This is a genomic window from Natrialbaceae archaeon AArc-T1-2 (assembly GCF_030273315.1).
Lineage (GTDB): Archaea > Halobacteriota > Halobacteria > Halobacteriales > Natrialbaceae > Tc-Br11-E2g1.
This window is the reverse complement of sequence record NZ_CP127174.1, coordinates 1-23413: the sequence shown is the minus strand read 5'-3', so window position 1 is coordinate 23413 and position 23413 is coordinate 1. Positions and strand designations below refer to the sequence as shown.

The following is a 23413-nucleotide window of genomic DNA, read 5'->3' as shown; positions in this document are numbered from 1 at the left end:
CGTGTCCACTCGAGGCCGGGCTGGAGCCCCTCGTCCTCGAGGCTTCGGTCGTCACCCGCCCCGCGAGCGCCTACAGACCTGTCGTCGGCTCGAGTTCGTAGTCGTCGACGTCGGCGGCGTCTTCACCGAAGTGTGGGTACTCGATCTCGAACGCCCACTCCTGACCCGACGTGACGTCCTCGACGTGTTCGATGACGCTGTCGAGTTCTTTGCCGTCCGCATCGAGGAAGGTAGCCCGGATCTCGACGTAGCTCAGGTCTCGGTCGTCCTCGTTTCTGGCGACGCCCCAGACGTAGACGCGTTCGTCTTCCGTTCCGGTGTCCTCCCGACCGAGTCCGTCGGAGACGATGACGATATCCGTCGGATCGGTGACCTCCTCGCCGTTGTCTCCGGCGGCTTCGAGACAGCCCGTCGTCGCGACGACGGCGACGAGGAACCCGCGACGGTACATACGCCGACGGTTCGGTCCGACGGGCCTTGAGACTGCTGGAGAGCCGACGACAGGATGGGAGGCGGTCGGGGACACGTCGTTTCCGTGCTGGCTCGTCGTCCACATCTACTTTTCCACTCGAGCATCGGCCAGTTCGCCAGACTGTCACATCGAACGACCGGAGCCCGAACGCGGGTTCGGCCGGTCGCGACCGGGACGCGTCGGTCACGGTGACGCAGACGTCCTACTGCTTTCCGGTTCGATCACAACTATGTACCGGGTGGTACGACTACGTGGTGCATGGTCGATCGAATCGTCTGCTATCGAGCGCCGACCACCGTCGCCGACGTCGACGCCGTCGTCGAGTGGCTTCGCGACCGCGTCGACGCGACCGTCTCGATTAGAGACCGCTTTCTCGAGACCCACCGCACCGACGAACTCCCCGAGCGGTTCGCCGAATCCCGAGTCGTGTCGCCGTACGAGCGAGAGACCGGCAACACGATGGTAGGTATCGTTCGGTACGAAGAGCGTGCCCTTGAGCATCCCGAACGCGAGGGTGGGGTCCTCTACGACGGCGTACACGTCCAGCGGGCGCTGAACGCCGCGTTGCCGGACGACGAACGCGGCCTCGAGACGGCCCACATCGCTGTTCTCGACCGGGCGATCGGGACGTGGGGCGACCACGACGGACGCTGGCACAAACGGGTGAACGTGCTCGGTCAGCCTGCGATTGTCTCCGTTCCAGGACTGTACGAGGCCCCGGCCAAGCCCGAGGAGTACTACCAGGAAAAACAGAAACACGCCCTGCTGTCGGGCGATGCACCGCCACGGGAGGTACTAGAGAACCAGGTCGACGGCGAGTTCCTGATCGAGAACGATCCCAGGACGACCGACGCGCTGAAGGGGTACGTCCTCCAGGCGTATCACTACCTCGAGACCGGCGAGGCGTTCTGTGAGAACGAGGGATGTCGGCTGTTCAACGCCCACTACCACGAGGACCTGCTCGAGGCACAGCTACGCGAGCCGGCATTTTGTGACGAGCACGCCCCGCTGTACGACGAGTAGCGCCACGGGATGCGTCGAGTCGTCCGCGATCCGGTTCGTCACGACTCCCGGACCTGGTCAGGCATTACCGCTGTCTGATCAATTAGTGCTCACGATCTTGATCACATCTCCTTCCTCGAGTTCGTACTCCTCGCTGACCTCCCGGTTCGATTTCGCGTCGACAGCGTGGAGGTAGCCGTCGCCGATGTCTGAGTGGACGGCGTAGGCCAGATCGACGGGTGTCGAGCCCCGGGGCAGCAGGTGGGCATCTGGCAGGATGTTGCCACTGCCGTCGGACCACTTCGAGGCGTCCTCGACAGGGTAGGCTGTAATGTGATCCAGCAGATCGTAGACGGCGTAATCCAGTGCGTCTTGGACGCCGGTGCCGTCCCACTCGGCCATCGTCTCACCAAGGTCCTCGAGCGCCTCCCGTTGGGCGTCGCTTGCGTCGCCGCCGATGTCGATCGACTCGTCGCCGGGGTCGTACTCGACGAGGGCGTTCTCGGCGGCTCGCCGGAGCGCGAGTTCGCCCTCTGCGGTGGTGGGGATCACGGGTTTATCGAGCTCGAGTAGCCGCTCGACGTGTTCGTCGGGGGCGACGTCGATCTTGTTCGCGGCGATCACGATCGGCTTCGTCCGTCGGCGGACGTCCCTGGCCAACGCCTCGCGGTCCTCGTCGGTCCACTGGATCGGATCCTCGGGGTACTCGAGGCCCCGCAGAACGGCCGCCACGTCGGCCGGTGTCGCGCCGAAGCCGGTGAGCATCTCCGCGAGCGCGTCGTCGATGTCGAACTCGGGCGAGCGGGACTTGCGTTCGACCGACTCCCAGTTGCGATCGACGATGTCCGCGAGCCAGAGGTCCATCTCCTTCTCGACGAAGTCGACGTCCTCTAAGGGGTCGTGCTCGCCGACCTCGACCGGTTCGCCTTTCTCGTTGGTTCCACCGGAGGCATCGATCACGTTGACGATGACGTCTGCGTTCGTGAGTTCGTCGAGGAACTGGTTGCCGAGTCCTTTCCCCTCGTGTGCACCCGGCACTAAGCCGGCGACGTCGAGCAGTTCGATCGGGACGTATCGCTTGCCGTCCCGGCAGTCGTCGCTGTTACAGCGTTCGTCACGCTCGAGACAGGGACAGTCAGTCCGAACGTGGCTCACGCCGCGGTTGGCGTCGATGGTGGTGAATGGGTAGTTGGCGACGTCTACCTCGGCCATCGTCGCCGCCGTGTAGAACGTGGACTTGCCGGCGTTCGGCTTCCCGGCAAGCGCAATAGAGAGCATGCTCCGACGTACCCGGCTGTCGGAAAACTAGTTTTCGGTTCCAACACCGGGGCTACCGACGGTGGCACGCGTTCGACGGGGAGACCGACGCGGCTGGGGACCGCGGGCCGTCGGCCTCTCCGTCAAGCGGCAGGGTGGGTGTCCGGTGTCCGACACCCGTCGACGGGAGTCCTGCCGGCGGTGCGTACTGTCTGGGATGTCATGGATTTACTGGCTCGATTCTCGAAACGGAACGACCGCCTGCGACTCATACGGATTGCTGTACCGATGTCCCGGTGCAACCGCAGAACGGTCGCGGGTGCGCCGGGACAGACGGACAACGGTCCGTATCAAACGGCAGTCAACGCGTCCACCGGCGCGTCGGTACGTTCCCGCGCGCGATCGGTCCCGCGCTCTCCCGCGGCGATGAGCGCGAACACGCCCGCGACGTCGGCCCCGGCCGAGTCGACGATGTCGAGCAACAGCTCCTGTGTCTCGCCCGAACGGATGAGATCGTCGACGATCAGCACCGATTCGCCGGCGTCGATCGCCGAGGCGGGCAGGTAGTAGGTGAGCTCGATCCCCGACTCGAGGCGCTGTCGAGCCTCGATGAACTCCTCGACAGCGGTCTCCTTTCGTTTCTTCGCGTAGGCACAGCGGACCCCGTAGTAGCCTGCGAGCGCACTCGCGAGGGTGATGCCGTCGGTCGCCGCAGTGAGCACCACGTCGGGTCGATCGAAGTCGAACGACTCGGCGACGACGGGCGCGACGAGGTCGAGAAACGACTGATCGAAGACGATGCCGGAGGTGTCGACGTAGCCCTCGTCGTCGATCCGGATCCGCGCGTCCAGCTCCCCCGCCAGGGCCTCGCGGCCGACGTCCTCGACGACCGCCCGCGCCCGGTCGGCACTTGGGAGGACGTGGCCGTTGACGTAGCGGTTGAGATCGCCCGCCGGCAGCCCGGTGAGCGTCTCGAGTTCGTCGTACGTGCGCGTCTCCTTGAGCATACACAGCACGTCGACGGCCCGGAGCTGGAGGGCGGCCTTCTCGGCTCGGTTCATGCCATTGATGCGTCGTTCCACAACTATGGTGATTTCGATGCGCTACGGACTGCACCTATCCACTCCCGTGCATCGATCGGTGGCAACGCGTTTTCGGACTGCCCTGTCCGATCGAATCCGAAAGCTATCTGGTGTGTGATCGACAGTGTGAGTGACGAACGACCGACGACGAACGGACCCGATAGCCGACCTCGGCCTCCCCAACGGACCGACGTTCACCTCTGCAGGAAGTCCGGCTCCGTCCGCTGCTCGTCGCGTTCGGCCGCGAGATGCTCGCGGAACGTTTCGGCCTCGACGTCGTACTCCTGGTCCTCGAAGCGGTCTCGAACCGAGATGTTGCCTGCCTCCTCCTCGTCGTCGCCGACGATGATCTGGTAGGGGACCCGGTCGTCGTGGGCCGCGCGGATCTTGCGCTCGAGCGTGCTATCGCGGTCGTCGACCTCGACGCGGAACTCCTCGAACTCGTTTGCCACCTGGTAAGCGTAGCCGAGGTTGTCGTCGGAGATCGGCAACACGCGGACCTGTTCGGGAGCAAGCCACAGCGGGAACCGCCCCTCGAAGTGCTCGATGAGCATCATGAAGAAACGCTCGTAGGAGCCGTACAGCGCCCGGTGGATCATCACGGGGCGGTGTTCCTCGTTGTCCTCGCCCACGTAGCTCAGGTCGAACCGCTCGGGCATGTTGAAATCCAGCTGGACGGTGGGGCCGTCCCACGATCGTCCGATCGCGTCCTCGAACGCGAAGTCGATCTTGGGGCCGTAGAATGCGCCGTCGCCCTCCTCGAGAACGTAGTCGTGCTCGCGGGCCTCGAGTACCGACTCGAGCTGGGACTCGGCGCGCTCCCAGATCTCGTCGCCGCCGACGCTTTTCTCGGGACGGGTCGCAAGCGCCATCTCGTACTCGAGGTCGAACGTCTCCAGTACGTCCGTGATCATGTCCATGATCTCCTCGACTTCCTGTTCGATCTGGTCGGGGCGAACGAACAGGTGGCCGTCGTCGATCGTGAAGGCCCACACCCGCGAGAGCCCGGAGAGTTCGCCGCGTTGTTCCTTGCGGTAGACCTTCCCGTTCTCGGCGTAGCGGATGGGGAGATCGCGATACGACCAGGACTGGTCCTGAAAGATGGCGGCGTGGCCGGGGCAGTTCATCGGCTTGAGCCCGAACTCGTCGTCGCCAACTTCGAAGAGAAACATGTCGTCGGCGTAGTTCTCGTAGTGGCCCGACCGTCGCCAGAGGTCGGTCTTGAAGACGTGGGGCGTCTCGACGTAGTCGTAGTCGGCCTCCTGGTTGAGCTCCTCGACGAAGTCCTCGAGTTCCTTCAGGATGGTCTTGCCCGGCGGATGATACAGCGGGAGGCCGGGACCGGTGACGTCCTGGATCGAGAACAGATCCATCTCCGATCCGATCCGACGGTGGTCCCGTTTCTCGGCCTCGCGGCGTCGCTCTAAGAAGTCCTCGAGATCGTCCGCGTCCTCGAAGGCGGTGCCGTAGATCCGGGTCTGCATCGGATTCTCCTCGTCGCCACGCCAGTACGCGCCGGCGATCTCGAGCAGTTTCACCGCGCCGATCTCGCCGGTCGACTCGACGTGGGGGCCGGCACAGAGGTCCTCCCACTCGCCCTGGCTGTAGAAGGTGACCCGATCGTTCTCGTCGGCGAACTCCGCTAAGAGCTCGAGTTTGTACGGTTCGTCCGCGAGGCGCTCTTCGGCCTCCGCAATCGGGACCTCCTCGCGTTCGATCTCGTAGTCGTCCTCGATAATCGCCTCCATCTCGGCTTCGATCTCCGCGAGGTCGTCCTCGTCGACGTCCAAGTTGTCGAAGTCGTAGTAAAACCCGTCGTCGGTCGGCGGGCCGATCGCGAGTTTGACCTCCTCGGCGTCGAACAGCCGTTCGACGGCCTGGGCGAGACAGTGCGAGGCCGAGTGACGCAGTACCCGCAGATAGTCCTCGCCGCCGTCGTCGGTGACGATCTCGAGTTCGGCTCCGTCGTAGACCGGCTCCTCTTTGGCGACCAGCTCGCCGTCGAGTCGACCGGCGACGGTGTCGCGACCGAGGCCGGGACCGATCTCGTAGGCGCAGTCTTCGACCGTCGCACCGGCACCGACCTCGAGCTCCGAGCCGTCTGGCAGTACGACCGCTATCCGTTTCTGTGATTCTGATTCTGACATGGCTGTAGTGAGAACCCCGGTGGCGTGTCCGCTCGGGCCGCCGACTCGCCGATTGCGACCGACGATGCCGGCGGTAGGTGTGGGTTAAAAACGGGCGAAAGCCCCTGTAAAGCGGACACCTACCATCGTAGCTACGGCTACTCTCGAGCGAGATAAAAGCGTTGTGATGACGCGTAGAGACGGTTTTGTCGTTCCCGATCGGAACGTCCCCGTCTGCCAGCAGGCAGACTCGTCGACTCTTGCTTTCTTTATTCGGTCGTCAATAGATCGAATAATATATCGACCCAACGCTTATGCGGATCGATAGCCTGCCTCAAACAATGAGTTTATTCAGGAAGGCCGGGGAGAAGTTCGAAGAAACGAAACAGTCGTTCATCGCCGGAAAGGAAGCCGAGTACGTCTGTCGGGCCTGCGAGGAACGAGTGGCGAAAGACGATTCGAACTGTCCTCACTGCGGTGAGGAGGCGGTCGAACCGGTCGAGTGAGCCGTTCGTAGGGTGGGCAACGCGACAAACATCGATTCGGTTTCTCAATTGACGCTCCCCGGGTATGAGGTCGGAGAAAAACGATTCAAACCGACCGCACTCGAGAGCTCTTACTCGTCGGAGAGCGTCCCGGACGTCCACTCTCCGTCGAACTCCTCGTGGCGGTACGGTTTCGCGTCCTCGCCGGCGTAGGTGGCGACGAGGTGGCCGTCGCCCTCGAGGTGGTACTTGTACGTCGTCAGTCCCTCCAGTCCGACTGGACCCCGGGCGTGGATTTTTCCAGTGCTGATGCCGACCTCCGCGCCGAGGCCGTAGCGGTAGCCGTCGGCGAATCGCGTCGAGGCGTTGTGGTAGACGCTCGCGGAGTCGAGCCCGCGCATGAACGTCGCGGCGCGGTCGTCGTCCTCGGTGACGATCGACTCGGTGTGTTTCGAGCCGTGGGTCGTGATGTGGTCCATCGCCGCCGACAGCGAGTCGACGACCGCAATCGAGAGCTCGAGGTCGCCGTACTCGGTGTCCCAGTCTTCCTCGGTCGCCGCGTCGACGTCGACGACTTCGCGGGTCAGTTCGTCGCCACGCAGTTCGACACCGGCCTCCTCGTAGCGTTCGACGATTCCGGGGAGGAAGTCTGCGGCGACGTCCTCGTGGACCAGTAGCGTCTCGACGGCGTTACAGACCGCCGGATACTGGACCTTCGCGTCGAAGGCGATGTCTTCGGCCATCTCGAGGTCGGCCTCGCGGTCGACGAAGACGTGACAGATCCCCTCGGTGTGGCCGAGTACGGGGATGCTCGTGTTGTCCTGGATGTAGGAGACGAACGCCGAGCTACCCCGTGGCATCAGCAGGTCGATCGCGTCGTCCATCTCGAGCATCGCGTCGACGTCCTCGCGGGCCTCGATCTGCTGGGCCCAGCCGGTCGGCAGGTCGGCGGTGGCCTCCTCGATGATTTCGAACAGCACCCGGTTGGAGTGGGCGGCCTCGCTGCCGCCCTTGAGGATGACGGCGTTGCCGGATTTGAGCCCGAGCGCGGCGATCTGGACCAGCGCATCGGGTCGGGACTCGAAGACCGTCCCGACGACGCCGATGGGGACGGCGACCTTGTACAGTTCCAGGTTCTCGTCGAGCCGTCGCGCCTCCAGGGTCTTCTCGAGGGGGTCCTCCTGGGCGGCGACGCTTCTGACCATCTCGGAGATGTCCTCGAGTTTCGACTCGGAGAGTTTCAGGCGGTCGACGAGTGCCTGCGTGTACTCCCCCTCCTCGAGCATCCGCTCGCCTTCGGCGACGTCTTTCTCGTTTGCCGCGAGGATCTCCTCGTGGCGCTCGTCGATCAGGTCGGCGACCGCCTCGAGGCCGGCGCGGCGCTTCTCGTCGGGAAGCGTTGCGAGCTCTAAGGCGGCGCTCTCTGCCTCCGCTACCTTGGTTTCGATCGATTTCTCACTCATCGGTGACACCGTTTATGGGGACGAATAGCGTCCCGACCTCCTTGCCAGTAGCGATTTGCTCGAGCACGTCCGGCTCGGTCGACCTGGCGATGATCGCCGGGATGCCGTGTTCGCTGACCTCGCGTGCGCCCTGGACCTTGGTCTGGATGCCGCCGAAGGTCGAACTCGAGCTCTCGTCGATGATGGCCTGGACCTCGTCGTAGTTGTCGCCGACGGCCTCGATGCGTTCGGCGTCGGGGTCCCGCTTGGGGTTGCCCGTGTAGACGCCGCCGACGTCGGTCAGCGTGACAAGCAGGTCGACGTCGACGCCGATGGCGACCGACGAGGAGAGCATGTCGTTGTCGCCGATGCGGATCTCCTTCGTCGCGACCGCGTCGTTCTCGTTGATGATCGGGACGACGCCCCATTCCAGCAGCGTCTCGATCGTGTTCCGGAAGTTCGTAAAGCGGTCGGTGTTCTCGAGGTCGTGCTGGGTGAGCAGGAGTTGGGCGACCTTCCGGTCGTACCGTTCGAAACTCTCCGTATAGCGACGCATCAGGTGGCTCTGTCCGACGGTCGACAGCGCCTGGGACTCCTCGACGGTCTCGCCGGTGTAGTCCACTCGTCCCTTGCCGGCCCCGATCGCACCCGAGGAGACGAGGATGACCTCCGTGTCCCGTGCGAGCAAATCCGCGAGGTCGTCGACGAGCTTGTCGAGTTTCTCGTCGTCCAAGTTCGAGTCCTCGTCGGTCAGGGAGTTCGTGCCGGCCTTGACGATGACGCGGTCGGCGTCGGCCGCGAGCTCACGTGCCCGTTCGATCGCGTCCGGGGCGACTGTCTCACTCATCGTCTCCCTCCGCGAGTTCCCTGGAGCGTTCTGCGGCTGCCATCACTGCGTCCGTGACCGCCCGGTCCGCGTCGCTGTCCCACAGGACGTTCATCCCCTCGATGGTCGTCCCGTTTGGCGAACAGACCGCGTCGATCATCGCCTCGAGGTCGTCCTCGGAGCGCAGGACCGTCTCGGCGGCCCCCTTGAACGTCTGTGCGGCAAGAACCCGGGCCTGTTCGGGCTCGAGACCGCCCTCGACGCCGGCCTCGGCCATCGCGCCCAGGAGGTGGTAGACGAACGCCGGCCCGCTGCCGTTGACGGCGGTCGCGATGTCCATCTGTGCTTCGGGGATCTCGACGTACTCGCCGACCGAATCGAGCAGGTCCCGGACCTCGTCGGTCACGCTGTGTTCGGTCACCGCCGCGGCCATCGTTCCCGTCTCGGCAGCGAGGTTCGGCATCACGCGCACGACCGTCGCGTCGGTGTGCGCTTCGAGGGTGGCCGTTTCGACGCCCGCCGCGATCGAGACGAGCGTCTGCTCCGGCGACAGCTCGAGGTCCGCGAGGACGCTCTCGATGACGCCGGGTTTCACGGCGACGACGACGACGTCCGCTTCGGCCGCCTCCTCGAGGTTCGACGTCGTCCGCGAGCTGTATGCGGACACCGCCTCGAGGGCGTCCGGATCGAGGTCACACGCCGTCAACGTGTACTCACCCGACGCCGAGAGCCCCTCGAGGAGGGCACTCCCCATGTTTCCACAGCCGATGACGCTCACATCTGTCATCCTACTTGCTTCGAGGTGGCGAGACGGACATACACCTTTGGATTCGACTGCTACTCGCGGTCGGCGAGTAACTCGCTTGCTGTCACGAGTGCGTCCATCTCGACGTCGGCGTCCTCGACGTTCTCGCGACCGCCCTCCTCGCGGTCGACGACCACGAGCGCGCGGTCGACGGTCGCACCCGCCTCCCGAAGCGCTTCGATGGCCTCGACCAGGCTCGTTCCCGTCGTGACGATGTCCTCGAGTACGACGACCTCTTCACCCTCCTCGAGGCGACCCTCGATCAGGTTCCCGGTACCGTACTCCTTGCGCTGTTTGCGTGCGATGACGTAGGGGACGCCGGCGGCGACGCTCGTCGCAGCTGCGAGTGGCACCGCGCCGAGGGCGACGCCCGCGAGTTTCGCGTCGTCGTCGACCCGCTCGGCGAAGGCCTCGGCGACTAACTCGAGACAGCGCGGGTCGGTCTCGAAGAGGTACTTGTCGACGTAGTACTCGCTCGTGCCGCCGTGGACGAGTTCGAACTCGCCGAACTGGACGGCCTCTGCCTCACGCAAGGCGTCGATGAGCTTCTGGTTCGTCATTGTTCCGAGAGGGGCGACGGATCGGCATAAACGGTGTGAAATCGCGCACCCACCGGAACCGTCCCATTTAGGATGGCCACGCCCCGAGCCTCGAGCATGACGCCACCGCTCGTGCTGGACATCGACGGCACGCTCACCCGCCCCGACACATGGGGGATCGACCCGCGCATCTTCGATCCGCTTCGTGCGTGGGACGCTCCCGTCGTTCTCGCCACCGGGAAGGCCTTTCCGTACCCGGTCGCACTCTGTCACTTCGCCGGCATCCCCGAACTCGTCGTCGCCGAGAACGGCGGCGTCGTTTACACCGGCGAGGAGGTCCACTTCACCGCCGATCCCGACGCGCCCCGAGCGGTCGCCGAAGCCTACGAAGACGCCGGCTACTCGCTCGGGTGGGGGCCAGAGGACACCGTCAACCGCTGGCGGGAGACCGAAATCGCCGTCGAGCACTCCCAGCCAGAGACGCCGCTGCGAGAACTTGCGGCCGAACACGGCCTCGAGGTGATCGACTCCGGCTACGCCTACCACGTCAAGGATCCGGCCGTCGACAAGGGCGCGGGCGTCGAGGCCGTCGCCGACGCGGTCGGATTCGACCTCGCGGAGACGGTCGCCGTCGGTGACTCCGAGAACGACGCCGCCACCTTCGAGGTCGTCGGCCACAGCGTCGCCGTCTCGAACGCCGACGAGGTAGCGAAGGCAGCGGCCGACGAGGTCCTGGAAACGGCCCACGCCGACGGGACCCTGTCGGTGCTCGAGCGCGTTCGGGACGGTAGCTAATACTGCCGGACGGAAGTCGTGAAAGATTCTCGCCGCACCGGGGTGGCGAGAATCGTCACACAGTTACGTCCGATAGTATAACGCGGTCGCCCGTCTCGGTCGGGCGGCCCGCCGGTCCGGTCTCTAGTCCACCCGTTCCCTCGAGTAGTAGACCCAGAGCAGCGTGACCAGTCCGAGAAGCACCAGCGTGTACGCGCCCGCGGCCAGCATCGCGTCTTCCGTGGTCGGATACTCGCCGGTCCGGAACGTGATAGCTTTCCGGACCATCGCGACCTACCAGCGGACCCGGAGTCGTCTGCATGGTGTGGTATCGATCAATGTGGGGGCTTACGGGTCTGTCGTCGACGGGTGGCGTCGATTCTTTCCGCGTTGGGCGGATCCAGTTCCGACGATCAACACCACACGCCTTTTGACGATCCCTGTCCAAGCGAGGGCAACATGAGCGACTCCGCCGATACGGGCGTCGGTGCGGGCGTCGACACCGACGACGAGGACGACGACGGCGGGCCGATGCAGGTCTCGAACCCGGACTACCACAACGAGAACCACACGGCGGCCCAGACCTGCGGCTGGACGAAAAACGCCCTGCGGGGCGAAGGGAAGTGTTACAAGAACATCTGGTACGGCATCGAGTCCCACCGCTGCATCCAGATGACGCCGGTCGTCCGCTGTAACGAGCGCTGTGTCTTCTGCTGGCGCGATCACAGCGGTCACGCCTACGAGATGGACGACGTCGAGTGGGACGATCCCGAAGCCGTCGTCGACGCCTCGATCGACCTCCAGAAGAAGCTACTCTCGGGCTTCGGCGGTAACGAGAAAGTCCCCCGTGAGGTGTTCGAGGAAGCGATGGAGCCACGCCACGTCGCCATCAGTCTCGACGGCGAGCCGACGCTGTATCCCTACCTGTCCGAACTCATCGAGGCGTTTCACGACCGGGACGTCACCACGTTCCTCGTCTCGAACGGCACCCGGCCCGACGTGATCCGGGAGTGTGATCCGACCCAGCTCTACGTCAGCGTCGACGCTCCCGAGCGTCACACCTTCGATCAGGTCGTCAAGGCCACCGAGGACGACGCCTGGGAGAAACTGCTCGAGACGCTCGACGTCCTCGCGGCGAAAGACGAGACTCGCACGGTCCTGCGGACGACGCTGATCGACGGCGAGAACATGCACAGCCCCGGCTGGTACGCCGGACTCTTCCGGCGGGCCGATCCCGACTTCGTCGAACTCAAGGCGTACATGCACGTCGGTCACTCTCGCGGCCGGCTCGATCGGTCGTCGATGCCCGACCACGAGGCGGTCGTCGAGTTTGCCGAACGCGTCGGCGAGTACATGCCCGACCACCCCGAACTCAAACAGGTGCCTGCCTCCCACGTCACCCTCCTCTCGAAGACGACAGACACCTGGGTCCCGAAACTGAAAAAAGACAGCGACTTCTGGGAGCGCGATCCGGTCGTCGGGGACTAGCCCGTCGGAAGCTGGCGACGAGCGACGTTAGAACGTCTCGAGGTAGCGCCCGAGTTCCCACTCGGAGACCTCGACGATGTACTCCTCGAACTCCTGGGTCTTTGCTTCGACGAACTTCGGCGCGACGTGCTCGCCGAGTGCGCCGTAGATCACGTCGTCGTCCTCGAGGGCGGCGACGGCGTCGCCGAGGTTCGCCGGCAGCGTGTCGATACCGTACTCTTCGCGTTTTTCCTCGTCGAACTCGTAGATGTTCTCCCGGACAGGTTCGGGTGCCTCGAGGTCGCGCTCGATGCCGTCGAGCCCGGCGTGGATCATGGCGGCGAAGGCGAGGTAGGGGTTACAGGAGGGGTCGGGCGAACGCAGTTCGACTCGGGAGGCCGCAGGCACCCGTGCGGCGGGTTTGCGGATTAGCGCCGATCGGTTGCGATCGGACCAGGCGACGTAGACCGGCGCTTCGTAGCCCGGCACCAGGCGCTTGTAGCTGTTGACGGTGGGGTTTGCGACCGCCGTGATCGCGGGGGCGTGCTCGAGAATCCCCGCGAGAAACGAGTGGGCCGTCTCCGAGAGGTCGAACTCGTCGTCTTCGTCGTGGAAGGCGTTTTCGCCGTCTTCGGTCAGCAGGGACATGTGGGTGTGCATGCCCGAGCCGTTGATCCGCGGGATCGGTTTCGGCATGAACGTCGCGTGGAGGTCGTGTTCGGCGGCGATCGCACGAACGACGGTCCGGAAGGTCGCGACGTTGTCCGCCGTCGAGAGCGCGTCGTCGTACTCGAAGTTGATCTCGTACTGGCCGCGGGCGACCTCGTGATGGCTGGCTTCGATCTCGAAGCCCATGTCCTCGAGCCCGTAGATGATGTCCCGGCGGACGTCACTCGCCAGGTCCTTGGGTGCAACGTCGAAGTAGCCGCCGTGGTCTGCGGTCTCGGTCGTCGCCCGACCGTCCTCATCTTCCTCGAACAGGAAGAACTCGGGTTCGGGCGCGGTGTTGACGGTGTAGCCGAGCTTTTTCGCGCGCTCGAGTGCCTGTTTGAGGACGTAGCGTGGATCGCCCTCGAAGGGTTCGTCCGTGGAGGTGTCGTAGACGTCACAGATCATCCGCGCGGCGGCGCTCTCGCCGTTGGCCCGCCAGGGCAAGACCGCGAACGTCTCCGGGTCGGGGACGAGGCGCATGTCCGACTCCTGGATGCGGACGAAGCCCTCGATCGAGGAGCCGTCGAAGTAGATCCCCTCGGTGAACGCCTTCTCGGCCTGGCGAGCTGGGACGGAGACGTTCTTGACCGTCCCGAGAATGTCCGTGAACTGGAGACGGAGGAAGTCGACGTCTTCCGCCTCGATCGTTTCGAGTACGTCGCGTTCTGCCGTAGTCGGGTTTCCGTTCGTCATCTTCTACTCACCTATCCCAAACGAACGCTGTACTAAAGCGTTTGTGTATAGAGCAAGTATGATCTTTTGGACCCGATATCGACACGAATGTCCTTTTCTACGCTCTTCCGAAGAGACATTATCGTTGGTGTGTACACAAAAGTCGGGGCATGGCGGACGAATGGTCAGCCATACGGAGACCACGCGTCCGGTTCGCACGCCGGAGTCGGCCGGCGATCAGCCGACGGTCACCACCCCTCGTCCCGAGACCGTCACTCGCGACTTGTGACAGCCGCCGCGGCATGTACGGACGGCCCTTTATTTCGGTGGATGTCGTACGATGGGCGAGTATGACGGGCACCCTCCGGTTCGGTCTGACGGGCGACGTGATGCTCGGCCGACTCGTCGACGAACGGTACCGGACCCGGGACGTCAGCGAGGTCTGGGGCGACGTCCGCGAGCGGCTCCGGTCGCTCGACGCGCTGGCGATCAACCTCGAGTGTGCTCTCTCGACGCGGGGCTCGCCCTGGTCGCGAACGCACCGGCCCTTTCATTTCCGTGCCGATCCGTCGTGGGCCGTACCCGCACTCACCGACGCCGGCGTCTCGTTTGCGGCGCTCGCGAACAACCACGTGCTGGATTTCGAGGAACCCGCCATGCGTGATACGCTCGAGGAGTTGTCCGAGGCGGGGATCGCCCACGCGGGTGCGGGTCGAACCGAGGGCGAGGCGTTCGCGCCGGCGACGATCGAGGTCGATGGGGTGACGATCGCGTTCGTCTCGCTGACCGACAACACGCCGGAGTACGCGGTCGGGCCCGACGAGCCGGGGACCGCCTACGTCCCCATCGGAGACGACGACGACCTCGCGAGAGAGCGAGCGGGCGAAGCGATCGCTGACGCGAACGCGACGGAGCCGGACCTGCTCGTCGCCTCGCTACACTGGGGACCGAACATGGTTACCGAGCCACCACCCGAGTTCCGCCGGTTCGCCCGGTTTCTCGTCGACGAGGGCGTCGACCTCGTCCACGGCCACAGCGCACACGTCTTCCAGGGGATCGAGGTGATCGACGACGTTCCCGTCCTGTACGACTGTGGCGACTTCGTCGACGACTACGCCGTCGACCACGAACGTCGCAACGATCGGAGTTTTCTGTTTACGGCCACGCTCGAGTCGGAGACGGGATCGATCGAGACGCTTCGACTGTTCCCGACGATGATCGAACGCTGTACCGTCTACCGCGCTACGGAGCCGGCGGCGTCGTGGTCGCGCGATCGGATGCGCGAACTCTCCGAACCGTTCGGGACGAGCTTCGAACGCGACGGCGAGGAACTGGTCCTCGACCTCCGGGGCTAATACCAGCCTATCCGAGATCGGCAGCCGCCCGCTCGAGTTCCCCGCGCGTGTTGACGTTTCGAAACGTCTCCAGAGTCGCGTGCTCGCGAACGTCGGGTTCGTCGAGGACGACGTAGTCGAGTTCGAACAGCGGCTCGATGATCTTTCGCTCGCCGTCGTCCAGTGCATCCTCGCAGGCGGTCGCCATCGCGTCGGCGTGGTAGGCCGCCTGGGTGGTCTGGAACCACCGATCTTCGAGTCGTGGGACGGCGGCCTCGTGGCCGGCGACGCGCTCGAGGAGGTACTGGACGAACGCGGGATCGACAAACGGCATGTCACAGGCGACGACGACGGCGTACTCGCTGTCGACGGCCCGAAGTCCCTCGTAGATGCCGGCCATCGGACCGCGATCGGGCTCTTCGTCGATCGCGAATCCGACGTCGTGGGGATATCCGTCCATCGCCGCCGCGATCGATTCGCACTGGTCGCGACGGCAGTTGATCACGACGGCGTCGACCGCATCAGCGAGCCGCTTTGCGACCCGACGGATCATCGGAACGCCAGCGAGTTCGGCGACTACCTTGTCCGTCTCGCCGAATCGGGTCGACCGACCGCCAGCGAGGATGACACCGGTTGACACATGAGACGATTCGAGCGGATACCCAAAAGCCGTTTTGGGAGCGCGACTACCGCCTGCCGCCGCCGCTTACCGGCGGGAACAGCGCTAACTCGTCACCGGCGTCGAGTTCGGTTTCGAGACCATCTTCCTGGCTTCCGACGTCTGCGCCGTTTCGAAGGACGTTGATCTGGGATCGTAACTCGCCGTCGTCGTCGAGAACCCGGTCTGCGAGCGCCGGACGGTCCTCGAGCAGTGCATCGAGGGCGTCTCCGACCGTCTCACCGGAATCGACGTCGACGGTCACGTGTCGGTCTCCCGCGTGTTCTGCGAGGTCGGCGAACAGCTTCCACTCCATGTATGGCGCTTTCGGTCCCGACGGCAAGTAGCTACCGCCACGGGCCCGTCTCTCCGGAGGTCTCCGTTCGTGGTCGCTCGAGACGTTTATCATCACGGCCACACACCAGCCAGTATGGCCGACGAGCAGCCGGGCGAAGAGCTCGCGACGAACTGGCGACGCGTCCTGACGACGCGGGCGACCGTCGCGCTGGCACTTTCCGTCGCCTTGCTGTCGGTCGTGACCGGGATCGTCAACCTCGACGTCGACGCCGTCTACGGCCCGCTCGCGCCACACGTGCCGGAGCCGGTCCAGAACACGGCTGGCTTTACCGGCGCGTTCACGGGCTTTCTGATGGTCGCGAGCGCGCTCGCGCTCCGGCGTGGACTCCGGGTCGGCTGGTGGGCGACGCTCGTCCTGTTGCCGATCACCGCCTTGCAGGGGCTGTTGCAGGCGAGCATCTACGCCCTGCCGCTGGTCGTCCTCTCGGTGCTTGCTATCCCCTCGTTGTTTCTCACCCGCGGCCGGTTCGATCGGTCGCTGTCGCTTACGACGACACAGCTCGCGGCAGGGGCTGCCCTCGTGGGCGTCCAGGCCTACGGCACGTTCGGCGCGTTCGCCCTCCGCGAGGACTTCGAGGGGATCGATACGCTGCTCGATGCCTTCTACTTCACGCTGATCACCTCGAGTACCGTCGGCTACGGCGACGTGACGCCGGGCAGCGAGGAAGCGATGCTGTTTACGATGTCGGTCGTCGTCCTCGGGGTGGCCAGCTTCGGTATCGCCATCGGGGCACTCGTCGGGCCGGCGATCCAGGCCCGGCTCTCGAAGACGCTCGGAATCATGACCGAATCAGAACTCGAACTCCTAGACGACCACGTCCTCGTGCTCGGCCACGGGAACCTGACCGAACCGATCGTGAACGCACTCGACGCCGCCGACGTCCAGTTTCTCGTCGTCACCGACGACGAGCGGGCGGCCACACAGCTCTCCGAACAGGACGTCCGCGTTCTCACCGCCGACCCGAGCGACGAGGAGCCGCTCCGGCGGGCGAAGATCGCGAACGCACGGGCGATCCTCGTGGCCACGGACGACGACGCACAGGACGCACTCGCCGTGCTGACCGCCCGGGAACTCCGGCCCGACGCCCGGATCGCGACCGTCGCGAACGACCGGGAAAACACCCCGAAGCTCAGACGCGCCGGCGCTGACGACGTCATCGCGCTGTCCGAACTCGGCGGCCACCTGCTCGTGCGCTCGGCACTCGGCGAGGACGAGTCCCCGGTCGTCGACCAGTTGCTCGGACAGGAGTGACGGTTCGAGCGTGATCAGGGGTCGCTCTCGGGTGCCCCCTCGAGAATCTCGGTCCCGCTGGAAGCGCCGATCCGCTCGGCTCCGGCGTCGATCATCGCCATCGCCTCCTCGTACGTGCCGATGCCGCCGCTTGCTTTCACGGGCAGGTACTCGCTCATCAGTTCGACGTCCGAGACGGTCGCGCCGCCGCTTGCGGCGCTGTCGTTTGCACGTCGTTTCTCCGAACCGACGCCGTCGGCAAACCCCGTCGCGGTCTTGACCATCGCGGCGTCGGCCTCAAGAGCTGTCTCGCAGGCCCGCCGAATCTCCGCGTCGGAAAGCAGCGGCGTCTCGAGGATGACCTTCACCGGGATCGGGACGGCGGCGACGAGTTCGCTCAGTTCGTCGGCGACGGCCTCATCCTCGCCGGCTTTCAGTCGGCCGACGTTGCAGACGGCGTCGAGTTCGTCCGCGCCGGCCTGCCAGGCGAGGACGGCCTCCTGGAGCTTCGCCTTGGTGGCGTGTTGACCGTGGGGAAAGCCGATCACTGTCGCGACTGTGACGTCTCCCTCGTCGGGGACGTGCTCGAGGTAACACGGCGGAATGCAGGCGTTCGTGCCGTACTCGGCCGCTTCCTCGAGGACCCGGTCGACGTCGCTGGGAGTCGTCTCGGGACCGAGCACGGTGTGGTCGATCATGGGCGCGAGTTCGGTGCGGTCCATGGGTACTCGAATCGGCGAACCATCAAAAAGCCGCCCGTCGTCGGTCGGCAACGTCGCGCCGGGGTACGACCGCCCACGTTCCTTTTGGTCTGCGGGGACCAACCACTACCCATGACAGCGGACCGCCCGGCCGTCGCCCCGGCCGTCCTCGAGACCGCGACCGCCATCGAGTCGATGGAGACACGGGGCGCTGCAGCCATCGCAGACGCTACCGCGGCGGCACTCGCAGCCCAGGCCGAGGAGTCGGACGCGACGACGCCGGAGGCATTTCGCGCGGAGTTGCAGGCCGCTGCGCGGGAGCTGTACGAGACGCGCCCGACTGCAGTCAGCCTGCCGAACGCGCTCCGGTACGTCTTTCGTGGCCTCGAGGGCGAGACCGTCGCCGAACTCCGGACGGCGACGATCGACCGCGCCGAGCAATTTCGCGGCGACCTCGAGCAGGCACAGGATCGACTCGGCCAGGTGGGAGCAAACCGGCTGAAAGACGGCGACGTCGTGATGACTCACTGTCATTCCACGGACGCGCTCGCGTGCGTGAAGGCGGCAGTCGAGTCGGGGAAAGATCTCGAGGCGATCGTCAAAGAGACGCGGCCGCGAAAGCAGGGCCATATCACGGCCGGTGAGTTGCGGGGGTGGGACGTTCCCGTGACGCTGATCGTCGACAATGCGGCCCACCGGTACCTGGACGCGGCGGATCACGTGCTCGTCGGAGCCGACAGCATCGCGGCCGACGGCAGTGTCATCAACAAGATCGGCACGAGCGGGCTTGCAGTCAGCGCGCGCGAGCGGGGCGTTCCGGTTGTGGTCGCCGCTCAAACGATCAAGCTCCATCCGGACACGTTGACCGGTCACACCGTCGAGATCGAACGCCGTGCGGAGACCGAGGTGCTGTCGACAGCCGAACGCGAGGCGATCACCGACGGCCGGCCGGACGATCCGGGACCCGCCGTCGAAAACCCCGCGTTCGACGTCACCCCGCCACGTCACGTCGACGCGATCGTCACCGAACACGGACAGTTCCCACCAGAGAGCATCGTGATCCTGATGCGCGAGCTGTTCGGCGAGACGACGGCCGAGCCGTGGGAGAGATGATCGGCCGCGTTTTCCGAACGACACACTCCTGCGACCGTTATTTATTGTCAGTTTCAGACGGAATATAATAGCAGGTCATATAAGCCACGCCCGCGTACTAGCACCTGAGAGAACTCCCCTTTCCATCCATGTCAGAGGAATCCAGACACGTATATCGGCTCCACTCGACGCTCGAACTGCCACTCGATGACCTCCACGACCACATCGAGGCGATGACGTTCCCGGACGGGATCGACGACGTCGAGATCACACGACGAAACAACACGCTCATCCTTAAAGCCGTCGCCGAGGACGAGGACGTAAGCAAGTACACGCCGACGGCACAGTTGAAAGCGAGCGTCACCGAAAACCGGGTCTACGAAGAGGATCCGGACGAGCGACGCAACTCCTTCCGCTGGGACGAAGAGGAAGAAGAGGAGATCGAATCGGAACTTATCGAGTTCGCCGCGTTCAAAGGCGACCGCGAGACCGTCCTGCAGAACTCCCTGCTCCAGTACGAAATGTTCCTCGTACTGTGTGGGATCGCCGAACAGACCGAGAAGGGAACCCTCACAGCGATCTCAGAACGGGACGGCGAACTCGAGGCGACTCGCATCGTCGACGGCGAGCCTCGGCCGGCGGACGTCGAGGTCGTCGAGGGACCGCGCGATCGCAATGACTCCGAAGGTGGGGTTAACTGGCGGGACAACAAGTTCATCAGCGAGTGAACTACCCTACCCTACCCTATTCGTTCACGGCTGACGCCGTTCGCTCCTTGAGGGTAGGGCTTCCTGCTTCCACGACGCGCTTTGCAGACACGACGGTGTCCACAGCGAGCGCAGTCTCCACAGGCGTTGATTCGGAGTATCCCACTCCTACATCTTCGAGGCCGCGAGAAAGAATGTTCCACGCCGCGTTCGCATCCCTGTCCGCCTCAAACCCGCAGGCAAGACAGGAATGTTCACGGACCCACAACGGCTTCTCCGTCGAAACGCCACACGACGCACACTCCTTGGTCGTCCCTCTCGGGTTGACCGCCACAAAGTGTGTCCCCTCCCGCTCACACTTGTATTCAAACAACGAGAGGAACGTCCGCCACGCCGCTGATGCGGTGTTGCGGCTGTTCGACGGCGATTCCATCATCCCCTTCACGTTCAGGTCTTCGACCGCCACGAGGTCGTACTCCCGAGCGTAGTAGTTCGAGAGTTTGTGCAAGAAGTCGCGGCGCTTCCGTCGGAGGTTGGCGTGACACTCCGCGACGCGCTGATGTTGTTTCTCCCAGTTGTTCGAGCCGTGTTGCTTCCGCGAGAGCTTCCGTTGCTCGCGCTCCAAGCGTTCACGTTCGTTCGAAAGGTCGAGCGACCCGACCGCCGTGCCGTCCGTATCATGGGCGTACTTGAGAATCCCCACATCGATTCCGACGCACTTCTCAGGATTCTCGGGCGGTTCGGGCGGTTCGCGGTCCATCTCGAGTGATTCAAACGCGACTAGCCACTTGGTCCGATATGGACGACGATTCGACCCGGGACCACGTCGTACCCGGCAGCGACGAAACGCTTGAGACGGCCGACATCCGCGGACACGATTTCCGCGGTGAAACGACGCTCTCGGACCTGCTCGCGACCTACGAAACCACGGGCTTTCAGGCAACGCACCTCGCCGAAGCGATCGACATCACGAAGCGAATGCAAGACGAAGATGCGACGATCTATCTCACCTTGACGTCGAACATCATCTCGTCGGGGCTGCGTGAGGTCATCGCAGCACTCGTTCGCGACGGTCACGTCGACGTCATTATCACCACTTCCGGCTCGCTCACGGAAGACGTCATCAAGACAGCCAAGCCGTTCAAACTGGGAGAGTGGGACGCCGACGAAGCCGCCCTCCGCGAACGCGGAATCAACCGCCTCGGGAACATCTTCGTCCCGTCCGATCGTTACGTCTGGCTCGAGGAGTACCTCTATGACTTCTTCGACGAGTTCTTCGCCGAAGAGAAGGTCCGAACGCCGACCGCGTTCGCTCGAGAACTCGGCGAGACGCTGGACGATGAGGATTCGGTGCTGAAACAGGCGGCGGACAACGACGTCCCCATCTACTGTCCGGCACTGACCGACGCGGAAGTCGGGAATTTCCTGTATTACTACAGCCGCGGACAGGATGCAGATGTGGGTATCGAGATTCTCGACGATTACACGTCGCTCATCGAAGACGGTATGCTCGCGGAGAAGACCGGCCTCATCGCAGTGGGTGCCGGCGTACCGAAACATCACGCGATCATGACGAACCTGTTCCGCGGCGGTGCGGAGTATGCGGTGTACATTTCGACGGGAATGGAAGGCGACGGCTCGCTCTCGGGCGCCCCACCGAACGAAGCCGTTTCGTGGGGAAAGGTCAAAGACGATACCGAGACCAACTTTACGCAGGTCGAAGCGGAGGCCACGCTCGTGTTGCCGCTGCTCGTTGCTGAAGCGTTCTACTAGAAGGCTGTCGTTTCGTCGACCACCCTCGGCGTCGAGACACAGCCGTCGCTCGACCCGAGCTGGATCGCAGAAAAAGCGGTTACAGCGGTTCGTCCGGACGAACGACGAGCGTTCCGACCGTCGTACGCGCTTGCATGTCGACAGTCGCGACGAAATCGACGACCCGATCGTCGCCGATCTCAACGTCGAACAGCGGTCCTGTTCGAGACGGCGTCCACGGGTCGACGTGTGTATCAAGCAACTCCGAGCTGTCGAATCGTCAGCTCGAGCATGGCGGCCGCGCCGTCGAGAACGGACTCGCGTTCGACGAACTCGAGCGGTTCGTGCGAGAACGCCCCGGCCGGACCGTACTCGACGATCGTCGGCAATCGCGTGGCCGAGTAGATCGAGGCCGCGTCGGTTACACCGGGGGCGACCGCCACACCAGGGTCGTAGCCGACGGTCGACCGTGCCGCGTCGATCGCCCGTTCGACGAGCGGGTGCTCCCGCGCTGCCTCGCGGGACCCCGCCAGGGCGACCGGCGGAAAGTACTCGTCGGGGTCGACGGTCGCGGTCACGGCGACGTCGCCGGTCTGCGCTTCGACGTGGGCCTCGATCGTCTCCTCGAAGTGGGTCCGGATCGCGTCGGGGTCGTCCGGATACGTTTCCCATCGGGGAAACCGCACGTCGAAGGTCGTCTCACACCAGTCGGGGACTGCGTTGACGCCGGCACGCGCGAGCGTTCCGTTCCGGTCTCGTCTGACGTCGCCGCCGACGATCGTCGTTCCGGCGGCCACCGTGAGTTCACCAAGCAGCGTGTCGTCGACAAACGGCGACGCAATCGCCTCGCGAAACGACGCGTCCTCGACCGCAGCCAACCCCTTTGCCGTCTCGAGCACCGCGTTCGTCCCGAGATGCGGCGTCGAGGCGTGGGTCGACTCGCCCTCGGCTCGGAGGGTGACCCATGCGAGTCCGCGGTGGCCGACCGCCGGCACGAACCCGTAGGAGCCGTCCATGACGACCGCCGCACCCTCCGGGTCGGGGAACCGTTCTGGGAACCAGCCGGCCCGGTCGCCCCGACCGACCATCGCCTTCGCGCCGACCTGGGCGATCTCTTCGCCGACGAGGTGGCCGTGGACGAGCGTCCCACCGAGCCGTCGGTCCTCCTGCTCGAGGGCGTACTCGAGCCCCAGCAACGCTCCGACGAGACACGCGACCGACGCCTTGTTGTCGTAGGTCCCACGACCGACGAGCACGTCGCGTTCGGTGGCGTCGCGACGATCCCAGACACGATCGTACGCGTCGCGAATGGACCGTCGTTCGACGCGGCCGTCGACGGAGAGCTCGATCGTTCCCGGCTCTATCCGGCGAACCGTACCCGGGGATGCGTCGTAGGGGTCGTTCCCTGGCCAGTCCGTTTCGTCCCCGGGCGCGACCGTGTCGGTGTGGCTCGTACAGACGAACACCTCGTCGGTCGCGCCCTCGAGAACCGCATAACAGTTCTCTCGTGGCCCTCGGTCGTCGTCGGGCACGCGCTGGACGTCGAGAATCGCCCGGTCCGTCCGCTCGGCGAGGGTGGCATAGAGGGAGCCGACGACCGACTCGGGATCGTCGTGTATCCCTTCCCGGCCAGTCACGCTCGGACGGGAAACGAGGTCGGTGAGGAACTCGAGCAACTCGGATTCGTGTTCGCGGATCCACGCCCGGCCCCGCTCAAGGACCGCCCGTTCTGCCGGATCGAACCCGTCGAATGGCTCCATATCCCGTCGTGTGGTCTCGCTTCAAATGGACCTTCTGGATCGATTTCGTCGCTCTCGTCGATCCGACAGCGCCAGCACAGCAGTCTCAACAATCGATTACAGAGCTGTGGATGTGTCTCCTTGATACTGTCGGACAGAAGTACGTAAACGAAAGAAGACGG

Annotated in this window: 24 protein-coding genes and 1 pseudogene; 9 read left to right on the top strand and 16 right to left on the bottom strand. The window is 64.7% G+C overall.

The annotated features are described in order from the left end of the window. Nucleotides 1–70: 70 nt before the first annotated feature. Nucleotides 71–451, bottom strand: a complete 381-nt coding sequence (locus QQ977_RS00125) for an FxLYD domain-containing protein (protein ID WP_285926799.1) — start codon at nucleotides 449–451, stop codon at nucleotides 71–73. Nucleotides 452–730: 279 nt separating this feature from the next. Between QQ977_RS00125 and QQ977_RS00120 the strand changes: the two genes are divergently transcribed. Beyond that, nucleotides 731–1495, top strand: a complete 765-nt coding sequence (locus tag QQ977_RS00120) for a DUF7001 family protein (RefSeq protein WP_285926798.1) — start codon at nucleotides 731–733, stop codon at nucleotides 1493–1495. A 78-nt stretch (nucleotides 1496–1573) separates the two neighbouring features. Here QQ977_RS00120 and QQ977_RS00115 read toward each other — a convergent pair whose 3' ends face one another. From QQ977_RS00115 to thrS, 3 genes are all read right to left on the bottom strand, one after another. Next, nucleotides 1574–2752, bottom strand: a complete 1179-nt coding sequence (locus QQ977_RS00115) for a redox-regulated ATPase YchF (protein ID WP_285926795.1) — start codon at nucleotides 2750–2752, stop codon at nucleotides 1574–1576. A 329-nt stretch (nucleotides 2753–3081) separates the two neighbouring features. Next, nucleotides 3082–3792, bottom strand: coding sequence for a phosphoribosyltransferase family protein (locus QQ977_RS00110; RefSeq protein WP_285926794.1), 711 nt, complete (start codon nucleotides 3790–3792; stop codon nucleotides 3082–3084). A 215-nt stretch (nucleotides 3793–4007) separates the two neighbouring features. Further along, nucleotides 4008–5960 (bottom strand): threonine--tRNA ligase, encoded by a 1953-nt coding sequence (gene thrS, locus QQ977_RS00105; protein WP_285926793.1) that lies wholly within the window; start codon nucleotides 5958–5960, stop codon nucleotides 4008–4010. A gap of 320 nt (nucleotides 5961–6280) precedes the next feature. On the opposite strand from thrS, the gene QQ977_RS00100 reads away from it, so the two are divergent. Beyond that, on the top strand, nucleotides 6281–6445 hold the full coding sequence (locus tag QQ977_RS00100) for a hypothetical protein (protein ID WP_285926792.1): 165 nt from the start codon (nucleotides 6281–6283) through the stop codon (nucleotides 6443–6445). 110 nt (nucleotides 6446–6555) lie between these two features. Here the strand turns inward: QQ977_RS00100 and QQ977_RS00095 are convergent, their stop codons facing one another. Genes QQ977_RS00095 through pyrE form a run of 4 tightly spaced genes read right to left on the bottom strand, consistent with a single transcriptional unit; the run spans nucleotide 6556 to nucleotide 10057 of the window. Further along, nucleotides 6556–7887, bottom strand: a complete 1332-nt coding sequence (locus QQ977_RS00095) for a glutamate-5-semialdehyde dehydrogenase (protein ID WP_285926791.1) — start codon at nucleotides 7885–7887, stop codon at nucleotides 6556–6558. Then, complete coding sequence (gene proB, locus QQ977_RS00090) at nucleotides 7880–8713, bottom strand: glutamate 5-kinase (RefSeq protein WP_285926790.1); 834 nt, start codon at nucleotides 8711–8713, stop codon at nucleotides 7880–7882. Before proB ends, QQ977_RS00095 begins: the two co-directional genes overlap by 8 nt. Then, the gene (proC, locus tag QQ977_RS00085; protein ID WP_285926789.1) at nucleotides 8706–9479 is read right to left on the bottom strand and encodes a pyrroline-5-carboxylate reductase; all 774 of its coding nucleotides are present in this window, start codon (nucleotides 9477–9479) and stop codon (nucleotides 8706–8708) included. Before proC ends, proB begins: the two co-directional genes overlap by 8 nt. Nucleotides 9480–9529: 50 nt before the next feature. After that, a complete protein-coding gene (gene pyrE / locus QQ977_RS00080; protein WP_285926787.1) occupies nucleotides 9530–10057 on the bottom strand; it encodes an orotate phosphoribosyltransferase in 528 nt (175 codons plus the stop codon). A 96-nt stretch (nucleotides 10058–10153) separates the two neighbouring features. On the opposite strand from pyrE, the gene QQ977_RS00075 reads away from it, so the two are divergent. Then, on the top strand, nucleotides 10154–10831 hold the full coding sequence (locus QQ977_RS00075; protein ID WP_285926786.1) for a phosphoglycolate phosphatase: 678 nt from the start codon (nucleotides 10154–10156) through the stop codon (nucleotides 10829–10831). 123 nt (nucleotides 10832–10954) lie between these two features. Here QQ977_RS00075 and QQ977_RS00070 read toward each other — a convergent pair whose 3' ends face one another. Next, nucleotides 10955–11098 (bottom strand): hypothetical protein, encoded by a 144-nt coding sequence (locus QQ977_RS00070; protein ID WP_285926785.1) that lies wholly within the window; start codon nucleotides 11096–11098, stop codon nucleotides 10955–10957. 171 nt (nucleotides 11099–11269) lie between these two features. Between QQ977_RS00070 and twy1 the strand changes: the two genes are divergently transcribed. Beyond that, entirely contained in the window at nucleotides 11270–12298 is a 1029-nt protein-coding gene (gene twy1 / locus QQ977_RS00065) for a 4-demethylwyosine synthase TYW1 (RefSeq protein WP_285926784.1), read from the top strand. Nucleotides 12299–12325: 27 nt separating this feature from the next. Here the strand turns inward: twy1 and glnA are convergent, their stop codons facing one another. Continuing rightward, entirely contained in the window at nucleotides 12326–13681 is a 1356-nt protein-coding gene (gene glnA, locus QQ977_RS00060; protein ID WP_285926783.1) for a type I glutamate--ammonia ligase, read from the bottom strand. A 329-nt stretch (nucleotides 13682–14010) separates the two neighbouring features. Here glnA and QQ977_RS00055 point away from each other — a divergent pair, with 329 nt between their 5' ends. Further along, nucleotides 14011–15015, top strand: a complete 1005-nt coding sequence (locus QQ977_RS00055; RefSeq protein WP_285926782.1) for a CapA family protein — start codon at nucleotides 14011–14013, stop codon at nucleotides 15013–15015. A 7-nt stretch (nucleotides 15016–15022) separates the two neighbouring features. Here QQ977_RS00055 and mobA read toward each other — a convergent pair whose 3' ends face one another. Both mobA and QQ977_RS00045 read right to left on the bottom strand, forming a co-directional pair. Beyond that, entirely contained in the window at nucleotides 15023–15634 is a 612-nt protein-coding gene (gene mobA, locus QQ977_RS00050; protein WP_285926781.1) for a molybdenum cofactor guanylyltransferase, read from the bottom strand. A 46-nt stretch (nucleotides 15635–15680) separates the two neighbouring features. Continuing rightward, nucleotides 15681–15968, bottom strand: a complete 288-nt coding sequence (locus QQ977_RS00045) for a ubiquitin-like small modifier protein 1 (RefSeq protein ID WP_285926780.1) — start codon at nucleotides 15966–15968, stop codon at nucleotides 15681–15683. A gap of 114 nt (nucleotides 15969–16082) precedes the next feature. Between QQ977_RS00045 and QQ977_RS00040 the strand changes: the two genes are divergently transcribed. Beyond that, complete coding sequence (locus tag QQ977_RS00040) at nucleotides 16083–17261, top strand: NAD-binding protein (RefSeq protein WP_285926779.1); 1179 nt, start codon at nucleotides 16083–16085, stop codon at nucleotides 17259–17261. 14 nt (nucleotides 17262–17275) lie between these two features. On the opposite strand, the gene deoC is transcribed toward QQ977_RS00040, so the two are convergent. Then, nucleotides 17276–17962, bottom strand: a complete 687-nt coding sequence (gene deoC / locus QQ977_RS00035; protein WP_285926778.1) for a deoxyribose-phosphate aldolase — start codon at nucleotides 17960–17962, stop codon at nucleotides 17276–17278. 111 nt (nucleotides 17963–18073) lie between these two features. Between deoC and QQ977_RS00030 the strand changes: the two genes are divergently transcribed. Beyond that, nucleotides 18074–19054 (top strand): ribose 1,5-bisphosphate isomerase, encoded by a 981-nt coding sequence (locus QQ977_RS00030; protein WP_285926777.1) that lies wholly within the window; start codon nucleotides 18074–18076, stop codon nucleotides 19052–19054. Between the two features lie 128 nt (nucleotides 19055–19182). After that, nucleotides 19183–19761 carry a DUF7110 family protein gene (locus QQ977_RS00025; protein ID WP_285926775.1) on the top strand — a complete coding sequence of 193 codons (579 nt, stop codon included), beginning with the start codon at nucleotides 19183–19185 and terminating at the stop codon, nucleotides 19759–19761. Between the two features lie 16 nt (nucleotides 19762–19777). Here the strand turns inward: QQ977_RS00025 and QQ977_RS00020 are convergent. Continuing rightward, nucleotides 19778–20506: pseudogene (locus QQ977_RS00020) on the bottom strand (RNA-guided endonuclease InsQ/TnpB family protein); the annotation flags it as partial. A gap of 32 nt (nucleotides 20507–20538) precedes the next feature. Between QQ977_RS00020 and QQ977_RS00015 the strand changes: the two are divergent. Further along, nucleotides 20539–21513, top strand: a complete 975-nt coding sequence (locus QQ977_RS00015) for a deoxyhypusine synthase (RefSeq protein ID WP_285926774.1) — start codon at nucleotides 20539–20541, stop codon at nucleotides 21511–21513. Nucleotides 21514–21592: 79 nt separating this feature from the next. On the opposite strand, the gene QQ977_RS00010 is transcribed toward QQ977_RS00015, so the two are convergent. Further along, entirely contained in the window at nucleotides 21593–21754 is a 162-nt protein-coding gene (locus QQ977_RS00010) for a hypothetical protein (protein ID WP_285926773.1), read from the bottom strand. Next, nucleotides 21747–23252, bottom strand: coding sequence for a M20 family metallopeptidase (locus QQ977_RS00005; RefSeq protein WP_285926771.1), 1506 nt, complete (start codon nucleotides 23250–23252; stop codon nucleotides 21747–21749). Before QQ977_RS00005 ends, QQ977_RS00010 begins: the two co-directional genes overlap by 8 nt. Between the last annotated feature and the right edge of the window lie 161 nt (nucleotides 23253–23413).

Excerpts from the sequence above, each read along its gene's own strand:
- twy1 (WP_285926784.1), top strand. The coding sequence starts at position 11,270 with ATGAGCGACTCCGCCGATACGGGCGTCGGTGCGGGCGTCGACACCGAC.
- QQ977_RS00055 (WP_285926782.1), top strand. The coding sequence starts at position 14,011 with ATGACGGGCACCCTCCGGTTCGGTCTGACGGGCGACGTGATGCTCGGC.
- QQ977_RS00125 (WP_285926799.1), bottom strand. The coding sequence starts at position 451 with ATGTACCGTCGCGGGTTCCTCGTCGCCGTCGTCGCGACGACGGGCTGT.
- QQ977_RS00070 (WP_285926785.1), bottom strand. The coding sequence starts at position 11,098 with ATGGTCCGGAAAGCTATCACGTTCCGGACCGGCGAGTATCCGACCACG.
- QQ977_RS00040 (WP_285926779.1), top strand. The coding sequence starts at position 16,083 with ATGGCCGACGAGCAGCCGGGCGAAGAGCTCGCGACGAACTGGCGACGC.
- QQ977_RS00120 (WP_285926798.1), top strand. The coding sequence starts at position 731 with ATGGTCGATCGAATCGTCTGCTATCGAGCGCCGACCACCGTCGCCGAC.
- QQ977_RS00045 (WP_285926780.1), bottom strand. The coding sequence starts at position 15,968 with ATGGAGTGGAAGCTGTTCGCCGACCTCGCAGAACACGCGGGAGACCGA.
- QQ977_RS00110 (WP_285926794.1), bottom strand. The coding sequence starts at position 3,792 with ATGAACCGAGCCGAGAAGGCCGCCCTCCAGCTCCGGGCCGTCGACGTG.
- thrS (WP_285926793.1), bottom strand. The coding sequence starts at position 5,960 with ATGTCAGAATCAGAATCACAGAAACGGATAGCGGTCGTACTGCCAGAC.
- proC (WP_285926789.1), bottom strand. The coding sequence starts at position 9,479 with ATGACAGATGTGAGCGTCATCGGCTGTGGAAACATGGGGAGTGCCCTC.
- QQ977_RS00025 (WP_285926775.1), top strand. The coding sequence starts at position 19,183 with ATGTCAGAGGAATCCAGACACGTATATCGGCTCCACTCGACGCTCGAA.
- QQ977_RS00030 (WP_285926777.1), top strand. The coding sequence starts at position 18,074 with ATGACAGCGGACCGCCCGGCCGTCGCCCCGGCCGTCCTCGAGACCGCG.
- QQ977_RS00095 (WP_285926791.1), bottom strand. The coding sequence starts at position 7,887 with ATGAGTGAGAAATCGATCGAAACCAAGGTAGCGGAGGCAGAGAGCGCC.
- QQ977_RS00075 (WP_285926786.1), top strand. The coding sequence starts at position 10,154 with ATGACGCCACCGCTCGTGCTGGACATCGACGGCACGCTCACCCGCCCC.
- proB (WP_285926790.1), bottom strand. The coding sequence starts at position 8,713 with ATGAGTGAGACAGTCGCCCCGGACGCGATCGAACGGGCACGTGAGCTC.
- pyrE (WP_285926787.1), bottom strand. The coding sequence starts at position 10,057 with ATGACGAACCAGAAGCTCATCGACGCCTTGCGTGAGGCAGAGGCCGTC.
- deoC (WP_285926778.1), bottom strand. The coding sequence starts at position 17,962 with ATGGACCGCACCGAACTCGCGCCCATGATCGACCACACCGTGCTCGGT.
- QQ977_RS00115 (WP_285926795.1), bottom strand. The coding sequence starts at position 2,752 with ATGCTCTCTATTGCGCTTGCCGGGAAGCCGAACGCCGGCAAGTCCACG.
- glnA (WP_285926783.1), bottom strand. The coding sequence starts at position 13,681 with ATGACGAACGGAAACCCGACTACGGCAGAACGCGACGTACTCGAAACG.
- QQ977_RS00005 (WP_285926771.1), bottom strand. The coding sequence starts at position 23,252 with ATGGAGCCATTCGACGGGTTCGATCCGGCAGAACGGGCGGTCCTTGAG.
- QQ977_RS00100 (WP_285926792.1), top strand. The coding sequence starts at position 6,281 with ATGAGTTTATTCAGGAAGGCCGGGGAGAAGTTCGAAGAAACGAAACAG.
- QQ977_RS00015 (WP_285926774.1), top strand. The coding sequence starts at position 20,539 with ATGGACGACGATTCGACCCGGGACCACGTCGTACCCGGCAGCGACGAA.